At 42.0% G+C, this 21,360-nt stretch carries 7 protein-coding genes; 4 read left to right on the top strand and 3 right to left on the bottom strand.

The annotated features are described in order from the left end of the window. Nucleotides 1-4: 4 nt before the first annotated feature. From WC222_04200 to WC222_04185, 4 genes are all read left to right on the top strand, one after another. Nucleotides 5-2,203 carry a hypothetical protein gene (locus WC222_04200; protein ID MFA6915575.1) on the top strand — a complete coding sequence of 733 codons (2,199 nt, stop codon included), beginning with the start codon at nucleotides 5-7 and terminating at the stop codon, nucleotides 2,201-2,203. Nucleotides 2,204-2,259: 56 nt separating this feature from the next. After that, entirely contained in the window at nucleotides 2,260-5,760 is a 3,501-nt protein-coding gene (locus WC222_04195; GenBank protein ID MFA6915574.1) for a protein-tyrosine phosphatase family protein, read from the top strand. 75 nt (nucleotides 5,761-5,835) lie between these two features. After that, on the top strand, nucleotides 5,836-16,365 hold the full coding sequence (locus tag WC222_04190; GenBank protein MFA6915573.1) for a hypothetical protein: 10,530 nt from the start codon (nucleotides 5,836-5,838) through the stop codon (nucleotides 16,363-16,365). 440 nt (nucleotides 16,366-16,805) lie between these two features. After that, nucleotides 16,806-17,189 (top strand): GxxExxY protein, encoded by a 384-nt coding sequence (locus WC222_04185; protein ID MFA6915572.1) that lies wholly within the window; start codon nucleotides 16,806-16,808, stop codon nucleotides 17,187-17,189. Nucleotides 17,190-17,559: 370 nt separating this feature from the next. On the opposite strand, the gene WC222_04180 is transcribed toward WC222_04185, so the two are convergent. The 3 genes from WC222_04180 to WC222_04170 are packed head-to-tail and all read right to left on the bottom strand — an operon-like array spanning nucleotide 17,560 to nucleotide 21,299. After that, complete coding sequence (locus WC222_04180; GenBank protein ID MFA6915571.1) at nucleotides 17,560-18,801, bottom strand: O-antigen ligase family protein; 1,242 nt, start codon at nucleotides 18,799-18,801, stop codon at nucleotides 17,560-17,562. Next, nucleotides 18,802-20,304 carry an NAD(P)H-hydrate dehydratase gene (locus WC222_04175; GenBank protein ID MFA6915570.1) on the bottom strand — a complete coding sequence of 501 codons (1,503 nt, stop codon included), beginning with the start codon at nucleotides 20,302-20,304 and terminating at the stop codon, nucleotides 18,802-18,804. Further along, on the bottom strand, nucleotides 20,301-21,299 hold the full coding sequence (locus WC222_04170; GenBank protein MFA6915569.1) for an NAD(P)H-dependent glycerol-3-phosphate dehydrogenase: 999 nt from the start codon (nucleotides 21,297-21,299) through the stop codon (nucleotides 20,301-20,303). The genes WC222_04175 and WC222_04170 overlap by 4 nt, the downstream gene beginning before the upstream one ends. Between the last annotated feature and the right edge of the window lie 61 nt (nucleotides 21,300-21,360).

Below are 21,360 nucleotides of genomic sequence, written 5' to 3'. Positions count from 1 at the left end.
TCCTATGGCAAACTTTACGGATTATAATTTTCTTAAGAGCGCTATTGCGGACGGACACGCTGCCTTAACCCCTGAACATGCTAAGACAACGGAAGACGGCTACAGCCTTCCTACCCTATTAAAAAAAAATGAATGCCTCCAATCCGAACACCTTTACCAAGCAGCCTTGGATGTCATCCAAGAAGCAAGCAAAGAGTATAAAACGTCGCATGACCCGGAGGCTATGGAAAAGATGGTCCGCGCCTATAATGTCTTGCATCGGGTCAAGCGCCAGCCTGCAAAAGGCATCTTTGCTTTTTTCAAGAATTTGAAGGCTGAACGTGAATTAAATGCCGCCATGAAAAGAGCAGAAAAGACTTTCACCAAGGATTTTGCTCATTTCGTAGAGGCCAAAAGCGTAAACTTCCACCATGAAGCTAAGCTGGAAGCTGCCATCTATACCCATGTGGAACATATCGAAAAGTCGTTAAAGAAATTCAATATCCCCACCGAAGATTGGAAGGAGCTGAAGCTTGCCTTAGCGCAAGACAGACGCCCCGATGCCCACAGAATATGGAATAACATCTTAGCTGAAATCAGAGTCCAAACCGACGGACAATTTAAAACCACCAAGGAAGTAGAAAAATTTCTGTTCGACGATGTTTCCAAAACCCCTGCATTAGATTCCATCACCCATGACCTATTAACGCGCAGCAAGCCGCTTCAAGCTGTTCAGGAATACTTCATAAGTAATCCGGATGATTTTAATCGTTTAAGAAGTCTCCTGCCGCTTTCTATAGAAGACGAAAAAAGCATCCATACATCCACTCCCAAAGCAAGCGACAAAGAAATTGCTGCAAAAATACGGCAAGATCTTAAGAACAATATTAGCAAATTTCTAGAAGGCCTTAACGAGGCTGCAAAAAAAGAAATTAGAAATGAAATTTCAAAATTAAAACCGGATGAACTTAACCGTTTGCAATATGTCTTATCCTATAACACAACATATAAAGACTTAGAAATATTGGCCCAGCATTCCCCCCTTACTATTGTACGGAATCCGGAAACCTTTAAAAGGCATTTTCCGCAGGGTGCTAACTTTAATCTTGTCCGCGATTGGTTAAAAGAAGTAGGTCCTAATCACTACCTTCCCGGACTTCAAGAACTTGAAAAACTCACAAAGCATACTCCACCACTTCCACAAAAGAGAGAACCGGTAGCTCTAGATGCTGACGATAGCGATTGGGCAGTAGTTGAAGCAGAACAACCTAAGACTTCTATTCTCCACGAAGCCCGTGAAGAACTTGTACATCAAATCCTACAAGAAAATAAAGACAAGTTAAATGATCCTGAAACCTTAAAACAACTTTTTACTAGCGATAAAGCCCGGCTTCTAGGACCTGAACTGATCTCCCTCATAAAATTAGAGAATATCCGCCATCTTAATATTGAACGTTTAAGTGAAACCCAGATTACCGCCTTAACCCCAGAGCAGGCTGACAGATTAGAGGACAAGCAGTGGGAGGATTTAGCATCCATCAACTACAAAGGCATGACTCCTGAAGCCTTTGCCCGACAACATTTTGAACTGTTAGATATAAAATTAAATCCAAAGCATATTCTAGGCTATATTAAAGAACATGGTCTTTCCCAAGACCACGCAGCCCAACTTTTTCCCCAACTTCAACATCTCAATATGCATGAAGTCCCCAGAGAAACTCTGGATCAAATCTATCGTCATGTTATTGCATCGCTAAGTCCTGAAAAAGCGGAAGAATTCCTCGCCAATATAGATCACTACGCAATGAATAGATTTCAAAAACCGGAAAATGTTTACCGTTATCTGATCTTATCTCTTCCGGGGCAGAAAGGCGCGACAGACCGTATTCAACGCGAAGCGGATACTATGAAAGCATCAACCCACCCTGCACAGAACCTCACTAGAATGCTCACTTTAATTTATAACACTCACAAATCTTTACATAATAATCCACAGGCACGTGGCATAAACAATATCCTTTCAGAAACAAAAGAAGGGGGGATGTTTAAAATCTTTTATGATTCTTTGTCACGCCTAGTTCTTTTAAACAAAGATGATAAAGCTCTCGCCGAGCTCGAAAAACTTGAGAATAAAGTAAGTAAGCATCTTGAAAAGACACCTGATGATGCTGATTTAATCTCATTAAAAGAAGCCATTATAGCATTAAAAGTAGCCGTAGTATGACAAAAAATAAAATCTGGCACCTTTTTTGCAAAGTATGAGTAAAACATGAGGATTATATGAGTTTTCCGCCTGTAAAGGATTATAAAAATTTCCCCAACTTTTATGACGCAGCAAAGAATACTATTGCTACCGGAGAGGACAGTGCCTTTAAAATGGGAAAAGGGAATACCATCGTCGCAAGAAAATACCTAACTGAGGGAAATAAACATTTAGATAGCCAACCAGAACATCGACGCATCAACGTTGCCACCACGAGAGCTGCCGTTGAAATTATCCACGAAAGCGGCGAATACTTGAAAAGCCATCCCGGCGACCTGAAAGCAATGAAACAATTGTTAAGGGCATACGATTTTCTGCGTACTCAAGAAGACCGTATTATTAATAAGAAACGCTCCATTGTAAGAAATATATATACTCGCATCTGGGGAAGCGTTAACGAATATAAAAATAATATCCAGTTTGCTGAAAAAGCAATGCTGGGCCAATTCAATACCTACCTAAAAGCGCACAGTAGTTTATCTGAAACACCTTCCATAGAGAAAAGACTCAAAGACCACATTATGGATATTGAATACAATCTAGATGCTTTTGGGGTCAAAAAGACAAATTGGAACAAAGTTAAAGAGCATATTATCCATAATCAGCCTAATCAAGCAGAAGTAGTATGGAAAACTATCCTAGAGGATGTATCCAAGAAAGCCGGCAAGCTAAATCTCTCGGGTCCTGAAGAAATTGAAAAATATCTTCTAGGAAGCATCCCCATAAAAAAACTGATAAAATCTAAAGGCCCTGAATTTGCTCGATTCTGTGCCCGCTATGACGAACTGGAAAATATTTCCCTTCAATCGCCTTCTCTACGAAAATTATGGATCAAATCACAAGTATTCGCCATCAAAGGCGATAATAAAAACTTTGAAAAATCCATTATGAAATTTTGTAAGGAAGCTAAAAATGACGAGATATCTAACTACTTTTTCGTCAAACCAAAACTAGTAGATAATGAAGTTAAAAATGCTCTTAGACAAGGTGACTATAACGTTGTCTTTTCGAATCTAACTATTAACAATAATGACTTTTTCAATCGAATAGATGCACATGCCATGCAACTGGGTCAACCCGACAGATCTCATTTAGGCAAGTTAAATTTACAGACTGTTGCCCTGGGTAAGAACAATTATATTGCCTCAGCCGCTCCAAAAAATGACCGGCAGGTTGAAGCGTATTTTGATGCCTTAGAAGCAGGGGATACTAGCATTATTGTTGACCTCAAAGGTGATTTTGAGACTAAAATGCAACGGTTTTCTCTTCTTCCCGAGAAGGAAGGAGAAAAAAAGATCTTTGGAGAAACTACTGTTAAGCTCATCAAGAACCGGACGTATGATGTAGTTGGTGCTTGGGAGAATGTAGCTAGCATTAACCGCATTCGCATAGAGGTGACGCGCCCTGATGGATCTACCAAAGAATATCGCATTTTCCGGTTGAATAACTGGGAAGAAAATTCACCGCCCGACCTTGTTGCCTTAAGGACTTTAGACAAAAATGTCCGTGACGTGATGGGAAAGAAATACGGATCCAACGTTGCAGTCCAATGTGCTGACGGATATACACGGACAGCCACTTTTCTAATGTACCATCATCTACAAAATGAGCCTAAGGCTAGGCCTTTAGGGACATATCTAGAATATAGACGCTTAAGGCCCACGATTCCTCCATTATCTAGTAGCGCCACTGAAAGACAAACCCAAAGGCAGCAAATATTAGCCAAACAACAGTTAGCGTCCCTTTGCGCCGCACAATTTGAGGAAATGAATTCCTTGCGAAGAAACGCCCCCCCATTATCACATCCAAACGCGACGATAGAGTCTCCTCAAAATTTAATGAATTCTACTCTTTACAATACCCACCATGCCGCACTAATCATTAAATACATCAAACATAATCCCGGAATTCACGATAGCCTTGTAAAGCTTCACTCTCCTAATAATACGGAAGTTACCGCAGAATTTCTCTATAAAAAATTTCTTAGTGCCAAGCTCAACACGTTTTTAGATGGACTTCCTGAAAATACAAAACATGAACTGCAAATAAAATTTAAACATTTGAAGGAAGATGACCTTAACATCCTATTTTTCTTCCTTTACAAGGGTCTAACAGCGAAGGACATTATTCAACGCGTATCCCCACAAAGTTTTATTAACTTACTTACCAGCGAAAGTAAGGATCAACTCTTCAGCTATTTTCATGAATTCAATAACACCTCCATCCACCCTATTGAAGCCTTCATGCAGAATACAAAAGTAGAGTCCAGATACCAATCCCCTATTCATACGCTCCTACAATCCACGGATGCGATTCTTCAAAAAGGAGATTTAACGAGAAAAGAAGGTGAGGTGCTTCAGCAATTGAAACAACACTACCTCATGCAATTCCGTGGTGAAATGCATCAAAATATGGAAAATGATGAATTAAATTTCTATGATGCAATTGCATCAAAATATGAAATCTTCAATGAAGATTTAGATCATTTGTCGGTTCTTGCACTGCCCTCCGAAGTTATTCAATACGTCCATCCAGACTTTTTTAAAGAACATGGCGTTAGATTATTGGAAGACCTTACAGAAGCTCAAATAAAAGCATTAAACCAGGAACAAATAACAGCTTTATTGGTAGCAGCAGCTGGTGGGAAGACATTTCATTATCTAAAAAAATTACCTTATGAAATCTTCATTAAAGAATTAGATCATTTGTCGGTTCTTGCACCGCCCTCCGAAGCCCTTAATTACGTACATGCAGATTTTTTCAAAGAATATGGCGATAGATTATTGGAGGACCTTACAGAAGCTCAAATAAAAGCATTAAACCAGGAACATATAACAGCTTTATTGGTAGCAGCAAAAGGTGGTGAGAAGACATTTCATTATATAAAAAAATTACCTTTAGAAGTGGTTAAACGGTTAACACCTAATCTTGTTTCGATAGAACTCTTCAAAGAAATGAATCCTTCCCAACTCCTAGCATATTACCAAGGTAACCCCATTACAGATTATAAGGATCCTCTCGCTCATGCAGCACTAGTACATTTGCAAGGCTTAAAACCTCAGAATGAGTTAGATAAAATCGCTTGTAGAGATGCAATTAAATTAATAACAAATTCAATATCTGATTTAGAAACCAATGAGATTCAATCTATACTATCTCAACTTTCAGCTATCACCACTGTAGTAGAAAGAACCTTAAATTTAGTCAAAGATACAGATAAAGAAAGAATCAGAAATCCTTTAATTAATGTCTTTCATGATAAATTAACCTTATTAGAAGAAAAAATTAACTCCTTAGATTGGATGGTTAAAGTAATCACATCTCGGGACATTAATGATGCTAAAAAAATATTAGAAAAGGTTTTTTTCCTTCGAAAAGATTACCAGGAGAATGCAGATTTGAAGATTATTTCCACAATACTCACAAAGATCTTAAGTAAAACAGATGAAATTTGGGAATTTATCGATTATGATCAGTGGGAGTATATTGAGAGACCCAACGATACAGAAACAAAATAAATAAAAAAATGTTTTCCCATTCTTACAGCATCAATTCTTTACGGGATATTAATATTGTTATTTTAAAATATTAATATGTTAATTGAAGACGCATCCTCTATTCTACAACAAATTAATAGCCGATTTAATCCAGAAAATTCAGTGGAATGGGTTATTAATGACATGTTTGCCCCCTCCCTTTGGGGATCAAGCCTTGTCGAACGCACCTCTCTGCACGGAAGGATCTCACTCTGGGCTTATTCCTATGTATTCAGCACACCTGCAGCTGAGAAAATCAAAGATCTTGTCATCACTGCTTTTTCCCACCTGCAGCAAAGAGATCCTGCCTGCGACGGAATTTCGTTCCACTTACGTAAAGCCTTATTCCTCCTTTCTCAGCCGGCAAGCATCGCAGCACCCCAACCCATCCTTAATACACAAAATATTGAACTTCACCGCGATTTCTTATGCAGCCAAAGCCTATTTATCGCACAGAGGCATACAAATTCACCCATCAATGAAGATACAGTCAAAGACTGGTTAAACCTATCTACTTCGCCCTCTTCCTCGGTATGGGATTTGTTAGCAGAATACTCTCCTACGTCGCGTCCCTTTATTGACAAAATAAAGTCCGCCCTAAATCAAAGGGCCGATTTCAAACAGCAAATCATCACTCAAGCACACGACGATAACTCTGACAACGTCACAAGCTTGGGAAAATTAGCTCAGTCTATAACGAGTCGAATTCATGATTTAAAACCGGGTGAGAAATGGCTTTTTTGCTCCGGCGGCAGACAGAGTGGCACCTCCTTTGAGCTGTTACGCGCTTTAAACCACCTCCCCCCTGCCCTGGCAGTAAATCTGCCGGCCGAATGGAGTGATATCCAAAAAACTGTTTCAGAAATTTCCCAACCGGAAGATTTTGTCAGAAACCTTATCCATAATCAGCTTACAGAGTTTGGCAAAGAGCTGCCTTTATTAGCAGAAAGTTTGAAAGAGCCGGGCATATCCCTTCTTTTTCCCAATGAAGCGCATAGATTCCCTCCTGAAATTACGGACGAGCTCCCTACCATCTATTCAGAAGGCTTAAATGCATTAGCTAAGAATGGCTTGATACAGGCTTGCTTGCTCATTCTCCCCTCCGGAACAGCTAAGGATATGATTGAGTGGGTGCAAGCAAATATTACTGACTTGTCTTCCCCAGAAAAAATGCCTAAAAAGCTTAAAGAAATTGAAGACAAACTTTGTACAGTGCTTTTACCTTTTCTGAATCAGAGTGTGGACATATTGGATCACTCTACACAAGGCCTTGTTCAGTCTATACAGAAAATCATCCCCCCTTACCTTCTGGAAGCCATTGGTTTAGAGCATATCTTAGGACAAGGGACGATCTGGCTAGAATTTGAAGGTAGTGAAAACAGCTCAGTCAGCTTGAAAATCTACGGCGTCGGCAACGCATTGATCTATCACCCCTCTGAACACTCTACAGAAAATATTATTTGGCCATTATGCTACGAAAATATTCCTCTAAGCAAACTGAATCAGGAGTTCCTTTTTGCAGTCGTTTCACATACCTTTGAGCCTTTAATCAACCCCAAGAAAATCTCATCCCCAAAAGACTTTTACAATGGCGTTCTTCAAGCCCTAGAGCTTCCTCCCACATCCATCGCAGGCATGTCTATACCTTCTACCACATCTCTCGCTGATTTATGGGAATTTGCTCTTGCTATGATCAAACCTTCCACAACCCCCTTCCTACAAAAATACACAATTGTGAAGGAAATCTTTCTAGGGTACTCCCATAGCATTAAGGACGCAGACGGTAAAATCCGTCCCTCTGAAATGACTTTGAGTTATCTGGAAAGGTTAGTCCTTTCAATGCAAGAGCTGGCAGAAAAAAATAAAGACCTAATTACCGCTCAAGAATTACTCCAATTGCAAAATACACAGCAATGGATCCTATTTGAAAAGCAACAGCTGAAAAAGGCTTTAGATAATAGCGCCATTAAAAAATCCTTGTTGCCGCCTGATCTTTTAATAAAAGTTAAATCTCATTTGAAAAAGTGGAATATTACCCCAGAAAAATGGCAAGAGGCAAAAACACTGATAGTCAAGGTCTTCGGGACTGATACAGAACAGCTTTTAAGCATTGTGGAAAAGGATTTCTTCGACGAAAACTTTGAGGAACTTCCTACCAAGAATGAAGGTAAAGGCTGGCTGCAAGATTCTTTACAGCGGCTGTATTCTAATCTTGCCTATAACACTTATAGGGCTGCTATTGGGATTTCCAATCAGCATGCCACAGAATACCGCTTTTTTCAGTACACCAAAGCGGTCCACTATTTTATATCCAGCTACCTTCCCTCTCCCGTCAGGGAGTGGTACTGCTCTGCCATCGATTACCTTGAATCTTTCTTTAAAAGAGCTGCTTTCGGTCTTGTTATCTGGATACTGTCTAAAGCTATAGGCGAAGAAGGCTTAAAGTCCATCGAAGAAACACGGCTTCTTCTGCAAACACACGTGAAACAACTCACAGCATATATTGATCCCCGCCCCAAGCTAACTCTAGACTTAACTCCTGATCTATTAGTACCCGCAGTGTTAAAATCCACTCCTGTGCAAACGATCCATTCCTACTCTCCTCTCGAAGATATATCCGTCTATTCCAAATTCAAAACCGTATTTATCGAAGAACCTCCTACCCCCTTTCCACTAAATGCAGAAAGTGTTCATCCCTATTTCATTGCAGTGATAAAAAAGTTAAAAAATATTAATCTAAGAAGTAAAAAATCGGAATCGCCCGGTTCCATTAACGCCACCTTTTACGCGCTAAACACTTTATTTGATTGGCCGATCCCTACACTCCATCAAAAATGTATTTGGGACGATGTAGAAAACCCCGAAGAATTGATGGAATATATTTCTGAAGTAACTTCTTATATTAATAACTTCGATGATACCACCCTAAATGGCTACTTTAGTAAATCTAACTTCTCCACCATCGCAAACTACAGCTCCCTTGCTATTTTGGATAAATTAGCCCGTCGCTGCGATCCGCTGCTGGGCGACACCCCCATCTATGCTTTGCCGCTCCTTAACATCTATAAGAGTCAGAAAGCATTAATTTCAGCCGATCAAGTGGCAAGGTTCAAAAACCTCGTCGCTTATTTTTTACCCAAGATTGATACGAAAACACTGAAAAAAGGCCGTTTTACCCAAAATCCGCAAGTAAAATATTACCAAGAAAACTCTCTCTTCTATTTTACAAGTGGAGCCTTCCCCAAGCGCCGTACTGTCGTGGATTCTATAGAAGGGCAATATTACAAGAAACTTATGAATGGCAGGCCGGCATCTTCCCTATTTCCTTCTTGCCCTTCAAAACGATTTACCCCTCAAAATGAAGTGGAGGCTCTTCTACTGCTGGAAAATGAGTCGCACATCCTTAACGAGGAATATTCCCCCATTCCAAGAACGTTTGCTTTGCTCAAAAGACAGGTCTGGATTGCAAACTCCCAAGAATCCTATGGAAATTTACCAAGAATTACAACCTATCATAAACCTATACTCCCCTGGAATAGCCCAGAGTCGAGCAGAGCAAACATCGATTTCTCCCTATGCGATAATGACCGATTTTTACCTTATGCAAACAATAAATCTAATCCTGGAACATTAGAAGATACGTTAGAAATTGGTCATACGCAGCATAGTGTCATGGAATCCTCATTCGCTCACATCAACACTATGGATTACAGCCTTGTAGACATTAAACAAAAAGACAGCTTTTTAAGATCATTGGAGTTACTCCAACTACACTTTGATTACTATGAACGTCTCCCCTCTCATGCTTACGAATTCTTTGAAATATTTCTTAAATGCCCCGGACTCGATTATTCCTTTCTCACATACGACTCTGCTCAGCGCGCACTGCAAATAATTGGGGACAGCATCCAACGTTTGATAAAGATAAAATCAAAGTGGGTCTTTGAATGGATTTTATTGGGACTCAGACTTCAAAATTTAGAACCTATTTTTAAGTTCGACCATGCTTTAACTTTCCCTCCTTTTAAGGATATTCTCTACAATATGGTAAACTCCTATCCTCGGAAATATAGGAAAGCATGGATCCTGCTTGCTTTTTCCCTACCCGATAATCCGGACGAGTTAAGCGAAGACGAACAACGTGAAGGCGCGCGGTCCCTCCTTCTTACTCACTTCAGAAAGAATTCTTCCAGAACTCACGCAGACATTTGTATTAAAATGGTACGCTGGAATACTGTTATAACGGCTTTTTTGAATAAACCTGCCTTTGCTAACTCCATAGGGCAAGAGATTGTCACCTTATTCCATCCGGAAGCTCCGGAAAAGCCCCAGAAATTCTCTTATAGTTCCTATACTTATAATAATGGACAACCCGTAAGAATAATAAAAAGCAAAAATTTCTTTATTGTCCTACCTTGCGGTTCAATTTATCACTTTGGTGCAGACTTAAAGCCTGAAGCGCTCTTTACTGAAACTATAGCTAGAAATCACCCCCGCCAAAATTTTACAATAACTGATACCGGCCAATTATTATCCGAGCAAGGCGATTGCATTTTTGAAAAATCACCCGATATCTTGGGATATACGAAAAAAGTACTCATCGAAGGCAAATGGTATCTATCCTGCTTCAATTATGTTCCATCACCCGGTCTAGAGGGTTTGATGGGAAGTTTCCCCACGGAAGTCTTTCTGGAAGACGCTCCCCATTCCCATAAAGTACTCCGCATTGATAAGGATAGGCAGGTAGTTATAGATGCACAAAAAAATGATTCCCAAACCATCCTTAACATCCATTTACACGGTCAAAATCTGATCCCTGTAGATCCTCACCATTTCTCTCATCTGATCCAGCCTATCCTCCGCTTTACCTCACTTAATACTATCGAGTGCTGGTGTGATGCCGAAACAAAGGCTTTAAAATATATCTACCTCCTAGACTACAAATTATTGGTCACCGTAGAAGTACATGGAAGAAGGGCCAAAGGGTTTATAATATTGGAGGGAACAAAATATTTTCTCTCCGATACATACTTCGAAGGCCAGAAAGGGCTTTCTTTATTTTTGGGCCTGGAGAATGTTCATGGCCGCAGATACGTGATTGTCGTCGATAGCGGACAGATCGTAAGCTCTGTCCTTAACAGACTGAAAGACTATCTGCAGTTAAGAGAGGAGGTTTTTGAATTCTTCAAATGGATCAACAGATCGAGCAGCACCAGTAAATTTCTTTTATTTGAATTGGACGAAAGCGAACACCTTAATAGCGATAATCCATTTTCCCTTGCTTACGCTTTGAATTTATACCTTCTCCAAGGCAACCTCAAACAAGCCCAGGTCCTTTGTGATAAATTGATTCACCTCAGCCGTCAAGGCCCACTTCCCCTGTCCATTCTAACAGAGCTTTCTGCGTTGCTCACCATTCCGGGAAGCATAGAAGGGTATGGTTCCATTCGGATGAAGCTGCTGGCAGCTTTGGGAATGAACCAACACCTCTATTGCCAAAAATCCATTCCGAAGAACGACTATACAGGACCATTTACGGCTCTCTTCTCTATCCTATCGCTCAAAGACTTGAGTGATCTACAACTCAAACAAAATAGCATGAATCTCTCTGATATGGAGGAATGGGCACTCTATAGCTTCATCATCAATAGCCTTAATTATTATCTGCATAAAGGCGGTATAAGCACTGAGTTCAATTCCGAACTCTCTTCGCTGCCTCCGGAAACAATCCTATATGTTTTGAATCTATCTCCAAAACTGTCTGAAAGGATTATAGCCCTCAATAAGAAATACTCAATCGAAGAATCCTCCAACCAAAAATATATTAGATTCGTAGCTGATGTATACAACCGTTCTTTTCCTATTCCTAAGCAAAAACTAGATTCAATACATCATCCCAGCAGTATGGATAACCTCTGGAGCAAGTATATTTCGGAAATTCTCACTAACGCACATCTTAAGACAGATATTTATAAGGATCTTTTTACAGACATTTTAAAGCATCCTCCCCAAGCTGATTTAACCCAGGCAGGTTTCAGAAAAAATCTAATTCCATCCTTCTGTGCTTATTATGAGATCGCACAAAAAAGAACAAAAAATGACTACCCAAAGCTCAAAAAGCTACTCCAACTAAATAAAAGCGGTTGGTCTGATGCCTCTCGCTTACTCATCCATATTTTAGTCATTATTACAAACTTCCCGATAAATCAATCTCCCGTAGAAAATTTGCAACAATGGCTTAATAAGAAACCCGGTGGAGTCGGTGAAAAGAACTATGAGTATAGACTGAATGGTTTTAAAAAATTTCTAGATAGTATTTTGAAGTCTCAATATACCGATAACCAACTTCTATTTATTACAAAAGAAATCCTTTTTCCCCTCTTAAGTTTTCAACTGGAGAAGGCTGGAGTTAATCCCTTGGTTATAGTAAATCCTCGTACTCTTAGCCTTAACATAGCCCAACTTACAGGAAAAATAGCTTTATCCCTCTATAACAGAAAAGAAATAGACCCGGCAGAGTACAACCCTCCGCAGCGTTATTGGGCCCCACCCTCTTCCTTAAATTCTGTCGATGCCTATGACCAAGAAGTGGATGCATTCCTCAAAACTATTTACGGCATAGCATTCGAAGAAGTTCCTTTTAACGATCCTCAAGAAACTATTTTCACCCTTTTCTCCACCCCTAGAAACGCATCCGACGCTGAGAAAATTAAGCTCAAACATATCAATGATAGCTTGATAAAATACTACACCCGGCAAAACCGCATCCCCTCCCAGAACAAATTCAAAGGATCAGAACAACTATGGGAAGCCTTTACATTTGCCTTCGCATTTAATCATGACATGGAGCGAGAATTCTCTGCTCATAAGGCTGCTCTGGAAAAAGTTTTGAATCCACCTGAAATGCCTTTTCTACCACATACTTCGCTTAAAGAGCTGCGACAAGCCATCCTTGATGAAGACCTTAGCACAATCAGAATAGCAAAATACCTATCTGTAGATGACATGGAAAAGTTAGTCCTGGGAATGGTACAATGCGACGCTATGGAATCACGCCTGCACCAAATCCATAAACTCATGCAGTACATGGATGGTGCCCTAGCTGCGCTGGCAGATGGCAAAGGACAAAAGTTTGGCGAGCAGCTGGAACTGCTTGGAAATGAATTAAAGGTTGTCCGTGCCTATACCTTTACTTCCATCCCCTTCAGACTAAGCTTCCTCTATCTTACCTACGAAAGGTCCACACAACGCATCCTTTGGCCCAAACAAGCCAAAGCATTCACCCGACAGCTAACCCTCCCAGGAAAACACCTTCTAAGTGAACTCATGCCTTCTTTAGGAAAAACTGAAGTCGCCTTAGGTTTACAGAAAGCTTATATCGCCGACCGCAGGCATGTTCCCGTCACTTCTGCTCCTTCCCAGCTAGCCCCCACAAACTTTAAACTTGTCTCCAAGCAATGTAATGACATTTATGGCTTGCAAGATACCATATTAACTATCCATCGAAGCCAAAATCGCACTTCAGCAGACTTTCAAGGGCTTTATATAGCTTATGCTAATGCACTGGAGAATAGAGGGAGCATTAGCATGTGCAAAGAGGGTTCGCAATCGCTGGAGTTGGAATCCATCATCCGCGGTTATATGATGATAACTCATTCCTTCTGGAAATCTGAAGAAGAAATGAAATGCCTGGAGTCCCTTAAACAAACACTGAGCTTTAAGAAGATCTACTGCGTACTATTGGGGGATGAATGGCATGAAGATGGCAAGCAAAACAAAGAGCTGATCTATCCCGTGGGAAATAAGAAGCATCTAGAACCGGATATTGAAAAAGTTATCCTTATGACGATACAGAGCTTTATCGAGTACCCGGGCGTTCAAGAACTGCTCATGAAAGACGAATTAAAAACGATCACTCCGCAACAATACCGTAAAATTGTTACCGTTATCGCTGACAAGCTAAGCTATAGCTGGCAATACAATATCAAAACCCCTACAGACAGAGCAGATTTCATTAATTATGTGATTGATGAACGTAGCGCCATTCCTGAATCTATTGAGAATAATCCATTTTGGAATGAGATTTCCACCATTAGGGGAATACTCTCAGTCATCATCCCCAGTGTTAGGCAACAGTCCATCAACGTAAATTTTGGTGTGGTAACCGCAGCGCATGTAAAGGATAAAGACAAGGCAGACGAAAAGAAACTCCCCCTAAATACATGTCCTTTTGTAGGGAATAACGCCCCTCTGCTTGGACATACCGTTCAACTCCCCTATGAAGACTATGTGAAATCCTTTTTTAGCTATATGTTCAACGGGATAGGAAAAGAGAACATTCATACTACACTGGATTTTCTTCTCACACATGCTACAAATGCATCTAAGCAGCAGCAAAAGCCTATTGAAAACACCTCGGCACATAAATTCTTCAACTTGATCTGCAAGGAAACACCCTTGAAGAAAATAAGCGAATATAGCGCAGACGAAATATTGAACATTGAAAAAGCATTTCAACATAGCCCGGAAGCGTGCCACCTTTTCCACTTACATTTTGTATCCAAAGATATCTACTATTGGGAACGCTATGCTCGCAGCAATCCTACCAACTATGTAGATATGTTCCACTCCTCAAAAGTTCAAACAGGCACCCCTTACAACCACGATGTATACTTCGCTGACATCCAACTGCTTTTCGATAAAGGAACCCTAGGTGAAATCATCCACCTGATCTCCAACAGATGCCAATTAACAGCTAACGGTATCCTCCCCAAAGCAAGCCCGGAGAAACTTCTAGATGAAATCCTTCTACGCTTCTTCACCCCTGAAAAAAATAGCAGCCTCCTTGTGGACGGTGCTCCCCTGTTTAAGGGAATCCTAAACATTGATGTCGCCCATAAGATGGCCCAATTCTGTTTAGACCATCATCTAGAAAAAGAGGCTATCGTCTTCTATCATAAGAACGACCTCGTTGCTATGGATATAAATACGCGTACATTACTCCCTTTTGCCGATTGCAAACTAAGTCCTGAACAGCATATCACCTATTTGGATGACCCCCACGGATTCGGTTCCAACATTCCCCAAAGCGGTAATGCAGTCAATACCGTCGGCGAAGAACCATTCTTCAAAGTAGTTCAGGAATCTTTCCGTTTGCGCGAAATCAAAAAAATCATCAGTTTAATTCTAGAAGGGAATTATGCAGCTTTTGCCGCAGCTTTCAGCGAAGTCAAAAGCCAAGAAATTTTTTATGTTATGCTGGAAGAGACACGCGATAAGATCCATCCTGCAGGCCCTATTCCCACAGTAAAAGAACTTTTTGCTTACAGCAGAACCTTGGAAAGCGAGGATAGCAAGCCCGACAACTACGAAGCATATCTGCAAAAATTGCACAATGTCGTGAGGCGCGAGATACTTAATAGAATGTACTTTGCACCTGACATAAAAACATTCCTTGAAGTTCTAAAAACCTTCGCAGAATTTCTTGTTCCGCAAACTGTCATCGACCCTATACGCCTTTTTGGCTGGATGCAGAAAGATATCCTTGCAACTGACGCCATCGAGATCACTAAGAAAAATATGATCTCTATCATTGATAAAACACCCTGGTTCTCAACTGCGGAAATCGTTGAAGTAAGAAGTAAACTAGACTCCATCCCATTACCACCTATCCCTGAAACTGTACGTGTTCTCACTTATGGTAAGAAAGTCGACACATTTGTCAACGATCAACTTAACAAAGAACTCTACGTAAACCAGCAAAATGACGTTGAAACTTCCAAACAGTTACAGCAGGAGCGCAGCAACCAAGTACAAACGACAAAGCCTTATTCCAGCTCATTCAAAGAAAAAAAATGGAAGCTTACCTATAATCCCCGTTCGCTTGAATGGAGAAATACAAGCTCCGATAATCGTGCCGTAGCCCTTATTAAAGAAGGGTTGCAACGTTTAACTAAAAAAAATACACAGTTGAATAATATGGAGTTGAACTCTTTTGCTTTCATCTGCTCCCAAGCCCCTACGAATACAGTACAGCGTATTGCCCCCTATTTCGACAAACGCCTTTGGGCCTCGGAAAACTTCATTCCTCTCAATAAGCTCATCATAGGTAAAACAGTTCCTTTCAGATTCAGACACTGTAATGTATTCGAAGTACTTCTGCATATTCAAATCAATGAAGAAGGACTCCAAGTGGCTTCAGCAGGCTGCCTTAGCCAAAAAGATGCAAATCGCTGGCGTAAAATCCTTACTCAACCCCCTAAAGAAAATGATCAGTACAAAGTCATTTTGTACGACGTTTTCTCACGCTCTAAAGCTGCGGGTGACGATGTCGATATGGATGCATTAAGGAGTAACGCCGATTTCAATATATTGGAAGCGCAGATCCGGTTTTTCAACGGCAACCTGAACTATCCTCAAGAGCTGCAAAAACCCCTGGAAGACTGGATAACGAAGCATCCGGCACTTGAGCTTGCCATCGCTATAAAACATATAGCCCTTCGTATTCCGCGTCATCCTTACACAGGATCCGATATGGAACAGTTGTTCGCCAAAATCCTTAACATTCCTATCGCAGAGCTCATCTAGAGTTTTTTCGTTCAACATGGCGTTGTGGATGTGAGGGTTTGTGTAGGTTTAATGGAACGCAAAGAACGCAGAGAACGCAGAGAAGCTGCCGCCCAGCATGACGTAGGTGAATGTGACGGCCTGTGTAACGTTTAATGAAACGCAAAGACGCAGAGAACGCAGAGAAGCTGCCGCCCAGCATGACGTAAGTGAATGTGACGGCCTGTCTCCTGTCGATCTCACATCGGTGCGGTCCCCCGCGGGACCGCACCGCCAGCCATTGACATGCTCGCTTACGCGATCATGCCAAGCATAGTAATACACTCCATTCGACTCACAAGTTTCCAGTATACACTGCAGCAACAGATTAATAATCTAAAAGAGGATTCCTAAAAGCAGTCCTTGACGGACCTTCTGTAAATATTTATATTTTAGCCTCAAAATATTTGAGAATAAGTAATATGGAAAACGAATTGTCTAGAAAAATTATTGCAGCTGCAATAGAAGTCCATAATTGCTTAGGAGGTCCTGGCCTATTGGAAAGCGTTTATGAAGCTGCCTTATATCACGAACTAAAACTCATGAAGTTTTCAGTACAACAACAAATTCCTATTCAAGTGATCTATAAAGGCCAGTCCGTAAAAGATCCATTTTATTTAGATTTGTTAGTTGAAAATAAAATCATCGTTGAAGTCAAAGCTACTGAAAGCAATAACCCACTTTTCCAAAGCCAGCTTTTGACTTATTTAAGACTATCTAATAAGAAATTGGGATTAATCATCAATTTTGGAAAAAAACAGATAAAAGAAGGTATAAGTCGGGTAGTCAATGGTTTAGATAGATAGCTTGTTGCTGCAGTGTATACTGGAAACTTGTGAGTCGAATGGAGTGTATTATTATGCTTGGCATGATCGCGTAAGCGAGCATGTCAACGGCTGGCGGTGCGGTCCCGCGGGGGACCGCACCGATGTGAAATCGACAGGAGACAGACCGTCACATTCACCCACGTTATGTTGGGCGGTAGCTTCTCTGCGTTCTTTGCGTCTTTGCGTTTCATTAAAACGCTACACAAACCGTCACATTCACCCACGCCATGCTGGGCGGCAGCTTCTCTGCGTTCTTTGCGTCTCTGCGTTCCATTAAACGCTACACAAACCGTCGCATACACAACGTTACGTTATGCTAAGCTAAGCTAAGCTTCTGATTAAAATGGACTTAACGAATAGACAGCTTAGCTGCTTTGTTCTCTTCTGTCAGAACACGTCCGGCTAGTGCGAATAACGAATACATTATCCCACTCGTCAGCGAGATCAAGAAGGGGTTAGTGAATCCCGACACCAACCACAAGGCATACATCGCAGCAAAAGCGATTTTAGGCAGGTAATAGGGCGGAAACCAGTAATACCAACCTAAAGCAAGAAATGATCCTAGTACTAATGCAACTCCTACAAAGCCTAGCTGCATATTAAAAGCTACCCATTGCACCTCATAAGAGTGCAGCAAATGGTTATCCCGCACACAATCCGGCGCAAATCCTCCTAAACCTTTACCAAAGAAGGGATGGCAGGCAATTTCTTTGCTCATCGCATCCACTTGATCGACACGGGTTTGGTCGGACTGATAGTTGTCCACACTGAAGAGGCGTTTTTCGACAACCTTATATACATTAGAGGGTCCAGCGACTAGTACGCCCAGGCATAGGAACATTGCGGCGGCTACACCAGCTAATAGCTGTTTTAAAGGGCGTGTCGTCACCCAATAAAGGAAAAGGGATATCCACGACACCGCAATGAGATATCTAGAGAAACTTAACAGTACAGAAACAAGAGCGATAACGACATAGGCATACCTGAAGCCGCGAGGAAAGCGTATTCCGAGCCTATCGCTATTTAACACGAATAAGAGCAAAAAGGGTGTCACAATATCAACGGATGTCTGTAAACGTATCATTCCGGCATGGATGTCCATACTCATGAAACGAATCTTGATCTTAGACATGAAAGTCAGAATATTGACAATCTTAGCAACATGTAAAGTGGCTCCCAGGACCTTGAGGGAGCTATAAAAAAAGTTGGTGTAGATGGCGCACTTGAAAACGGTTTCCGGACGAAGCACACCGGCCTCTACATAGTACAAGACCATTGAGACGACCGACAATGTAATGATGAATAGCTTGAACTGATCAAAAAAGCTGGCAAAAGGAGTTTCTTTATAGATAGCGCCAATCCCCATCCAAATGAGGAGCAAGGATACGATAGCCAAGCAAGTAGCTAGAAGCCTTAGCTCCCTGCCGCTGAACTTGCGCTGCATAATAACGAAAATCACCCATGAGCCGCCCGCCGCTAAGAAGGAAAGGCTTTTTGGACTCATTACACCGTGATTTCCATCGGAAGGCAGCAACAGTCCGAACGCTATCATTGCTAGTAAGGGAAATACTAAAAGCCCCTTTAGCAGCATCTAAATCTCCACAAACATTAACGCTTCAGGAAGATAGTTGATGATGTCTGATGCAGTCATACAATAGGAGGTATGGTCCATTGCGGCATGCTCTCCGGCGTTTCCATGGACGAAGACTCCCATCATTGCTGCTTGGGCAGGCGGCATCCCTTGGGCAAGGAAGGCGGCGATAAGTCCAGTCAGGACATCTCCGCTACCTGCGGTTGCCATTCCGGGATTGCCCATAGGGCTGACGGCAATGGGTTTTCCAGGATGGAAAATAAAGGTAGGCCCTCCCTTTAACACGAGGGTAGCTTTATGATCTTCAGCATATTTCTGGCAGATATCTAAAAGGTTGTTATCGACTTCTTCGATAGACTTGATGCCTGCCATGCGTGCAAATTCGCCGTGATGGGGCGTCAATATGGTATTGCCGGGCAGCTGGACTTTATGTGCGGCAAGGAAATTCAAAGCATCGGCGTCAATGACGCAGGGCACTTCAATGCGGGGGATGATTTCACCTAGCAGGTGGTCTATGTGTTTTGTTTTCCCTAGTCCCGGACCGATGAACACTGCAGTGGCTTTGTTCATGTGCGCCAGTATTCCGGCAGTATCTTTTGGCTCGTAGGATGTTTTGATGAGTTCAAAAGGGGCAGAAGTCAGCTCACCGCGCATTTCGGCAGGGTACATCAAACGCACAATACCTGCTCCCCCATGCAAAGCGGCTGTGGAGGAAAGTAAAGCTGCGCCGGGCATTTCAAGGGATCCTGCCAGCCCGACAACATATCCGGCTTGGTATTTATGGCGGCTGCGTCGCAATTTTGGAAGTAGTGGTTTTAGAAAGTCGGAGGTAAGCAGCGTCATCTTGGTGGCATGCTTGTCAATGTATTGATCAGGCAATCCAAAATCCACATAGCGGAGCTTGCCTACGCAATCCCAACCTTCGCGCAGAAAAAAACCTACCTTGGGAAGTCCTAAGAAAGCTGTTTCGGCTGCTACGACGACTTCGCCTTCAATAGCCCCTGTTTCCCCATTTAGTCCTGAAGGGATGTCGATGGCTATGATGGGCTTGCCTGATTTATTGGCAAAATCGATGATGCTAGCGAAAGGCTCTTGGACAGTACCGCGGAAGCCTGTACCGAAGAGTCCGTCGACAATAATACCCACTTCACGGAATATCTCAAGGGGAGTAGAACCATCCCATATCTGACCGCCGGCTTCGAGGAACTTATTATAATTTTCACGGCATAGGCGGACAGTTTGATCAATAGGTACCATTTGCAATGCTGTCACATCATATTCCATCTCTAGCAATCGTTGCCCTGCAACATATGCGTCACCTGCATTATTGCCTTTTCCGCACATGAGGAGAACGTGTGGATCTAAGCCGTGGTTTTCAATATAATCGCTTATAATAAAGGCTATCCCTTCACCGGCTTCTTCCATGAATTCATCTTCCTGCATTCCATCTTTGTAAGCCTTTGCTTCCAGCGCGGCCATTTCTTTCGACGTGACAATCTTCATAGATGTTCCTGTTTTACACTGCGCTGCATCAATAAATCTACGGCATATTGGGGCGGCATGGATAAGTAAACTATTTTATATACCATTTCTGTAATTGGCATGGCTACTTGAAGTTGCTTACTTAGCTGCAATGCTGAAACACAGGTGTATGTTCCCTCGACAACCATTCCGATTTCTTTTAATGCCGCTTCGGGCGTTAGCCCTTGGGCAAGCAGGTAACCATAGCGGAAGTTACGGCTGATGGGGGCTGTACAAGTTAAGCAGATATCCCCCATTCCGGAAAGGCCGTTCAAAGTCTCGCCTTTGCAGCCGCGGGCAATAGCCAATTTACGTATCTCATGCAGACCGCGCGTCATCAAGGCAGCGGCGCAGCTGTATCCTAGGGACAGGCCTTCTGCCACTCCGCAAGCTATAGCAATAATATTTTTTAAGGCGCCGCCGTAGGCGACTCCTTGGACGTCGCTGTTGGGATAAACGCGGAAGGTTGAAGTGGTGAATGCTTCGCACACTTGCATCATTGCATCGAAGTCGTAGGCGGCGCCTACGACGGAGACAGGAAGACCACGGATTACCTCTTGGGCGAAGCTTGGTCCGCTGAGGATACCCACTTTATTGCGTGCTTCTTCACCTAGGATTTCGATCACGACATCGGGCAGGATAAGGCCGCTATCTTGTTCGATCCCTTTAGATGTCATAATGATGGGACAGTGGGGGGGCTTCAGTTCTTTAACTTGGCGGAAAACGGGTCGGACGCCGGCGGAGGTGACGGCTTCGATGATAATTTCAGCTTTGGAAAGGGCCTCTTGCATATCGGTGGTGGCAGAGAGGGTAGGAGGCGCCATAAACCCTTGAAGATTAGGATGTTCACGCTTAGAGTTTATATGTTCTGCAAGCTGCGGCTTGGTCGTCCATGAAGTCACATTATAACCTTTGGAGGCTAGAAGGTGAGCCAGGGCGAAACCCCATGTTCCTAATCCGAGAAAAGCAATACGCATATTAATCCTTATCCAATCAACTACGATGCGTAAGAATAACATAAAAGTGATAAAAAAAGAC

Source organism: Parachlamydiales bacterium, from assembly GCA_041671045.1.
Taxonomy (GTDB): domain Bacteria; phylum Chlamydiota; class Chlamydiia; order Chlamydiales; family JABDDJ01; genus JABDDJ01.
The sequence above is the reverse complement of the archived record's forward strand: the minus strand, read 5'-3'. Positions and strand labels throughout refer to the sequence as shown.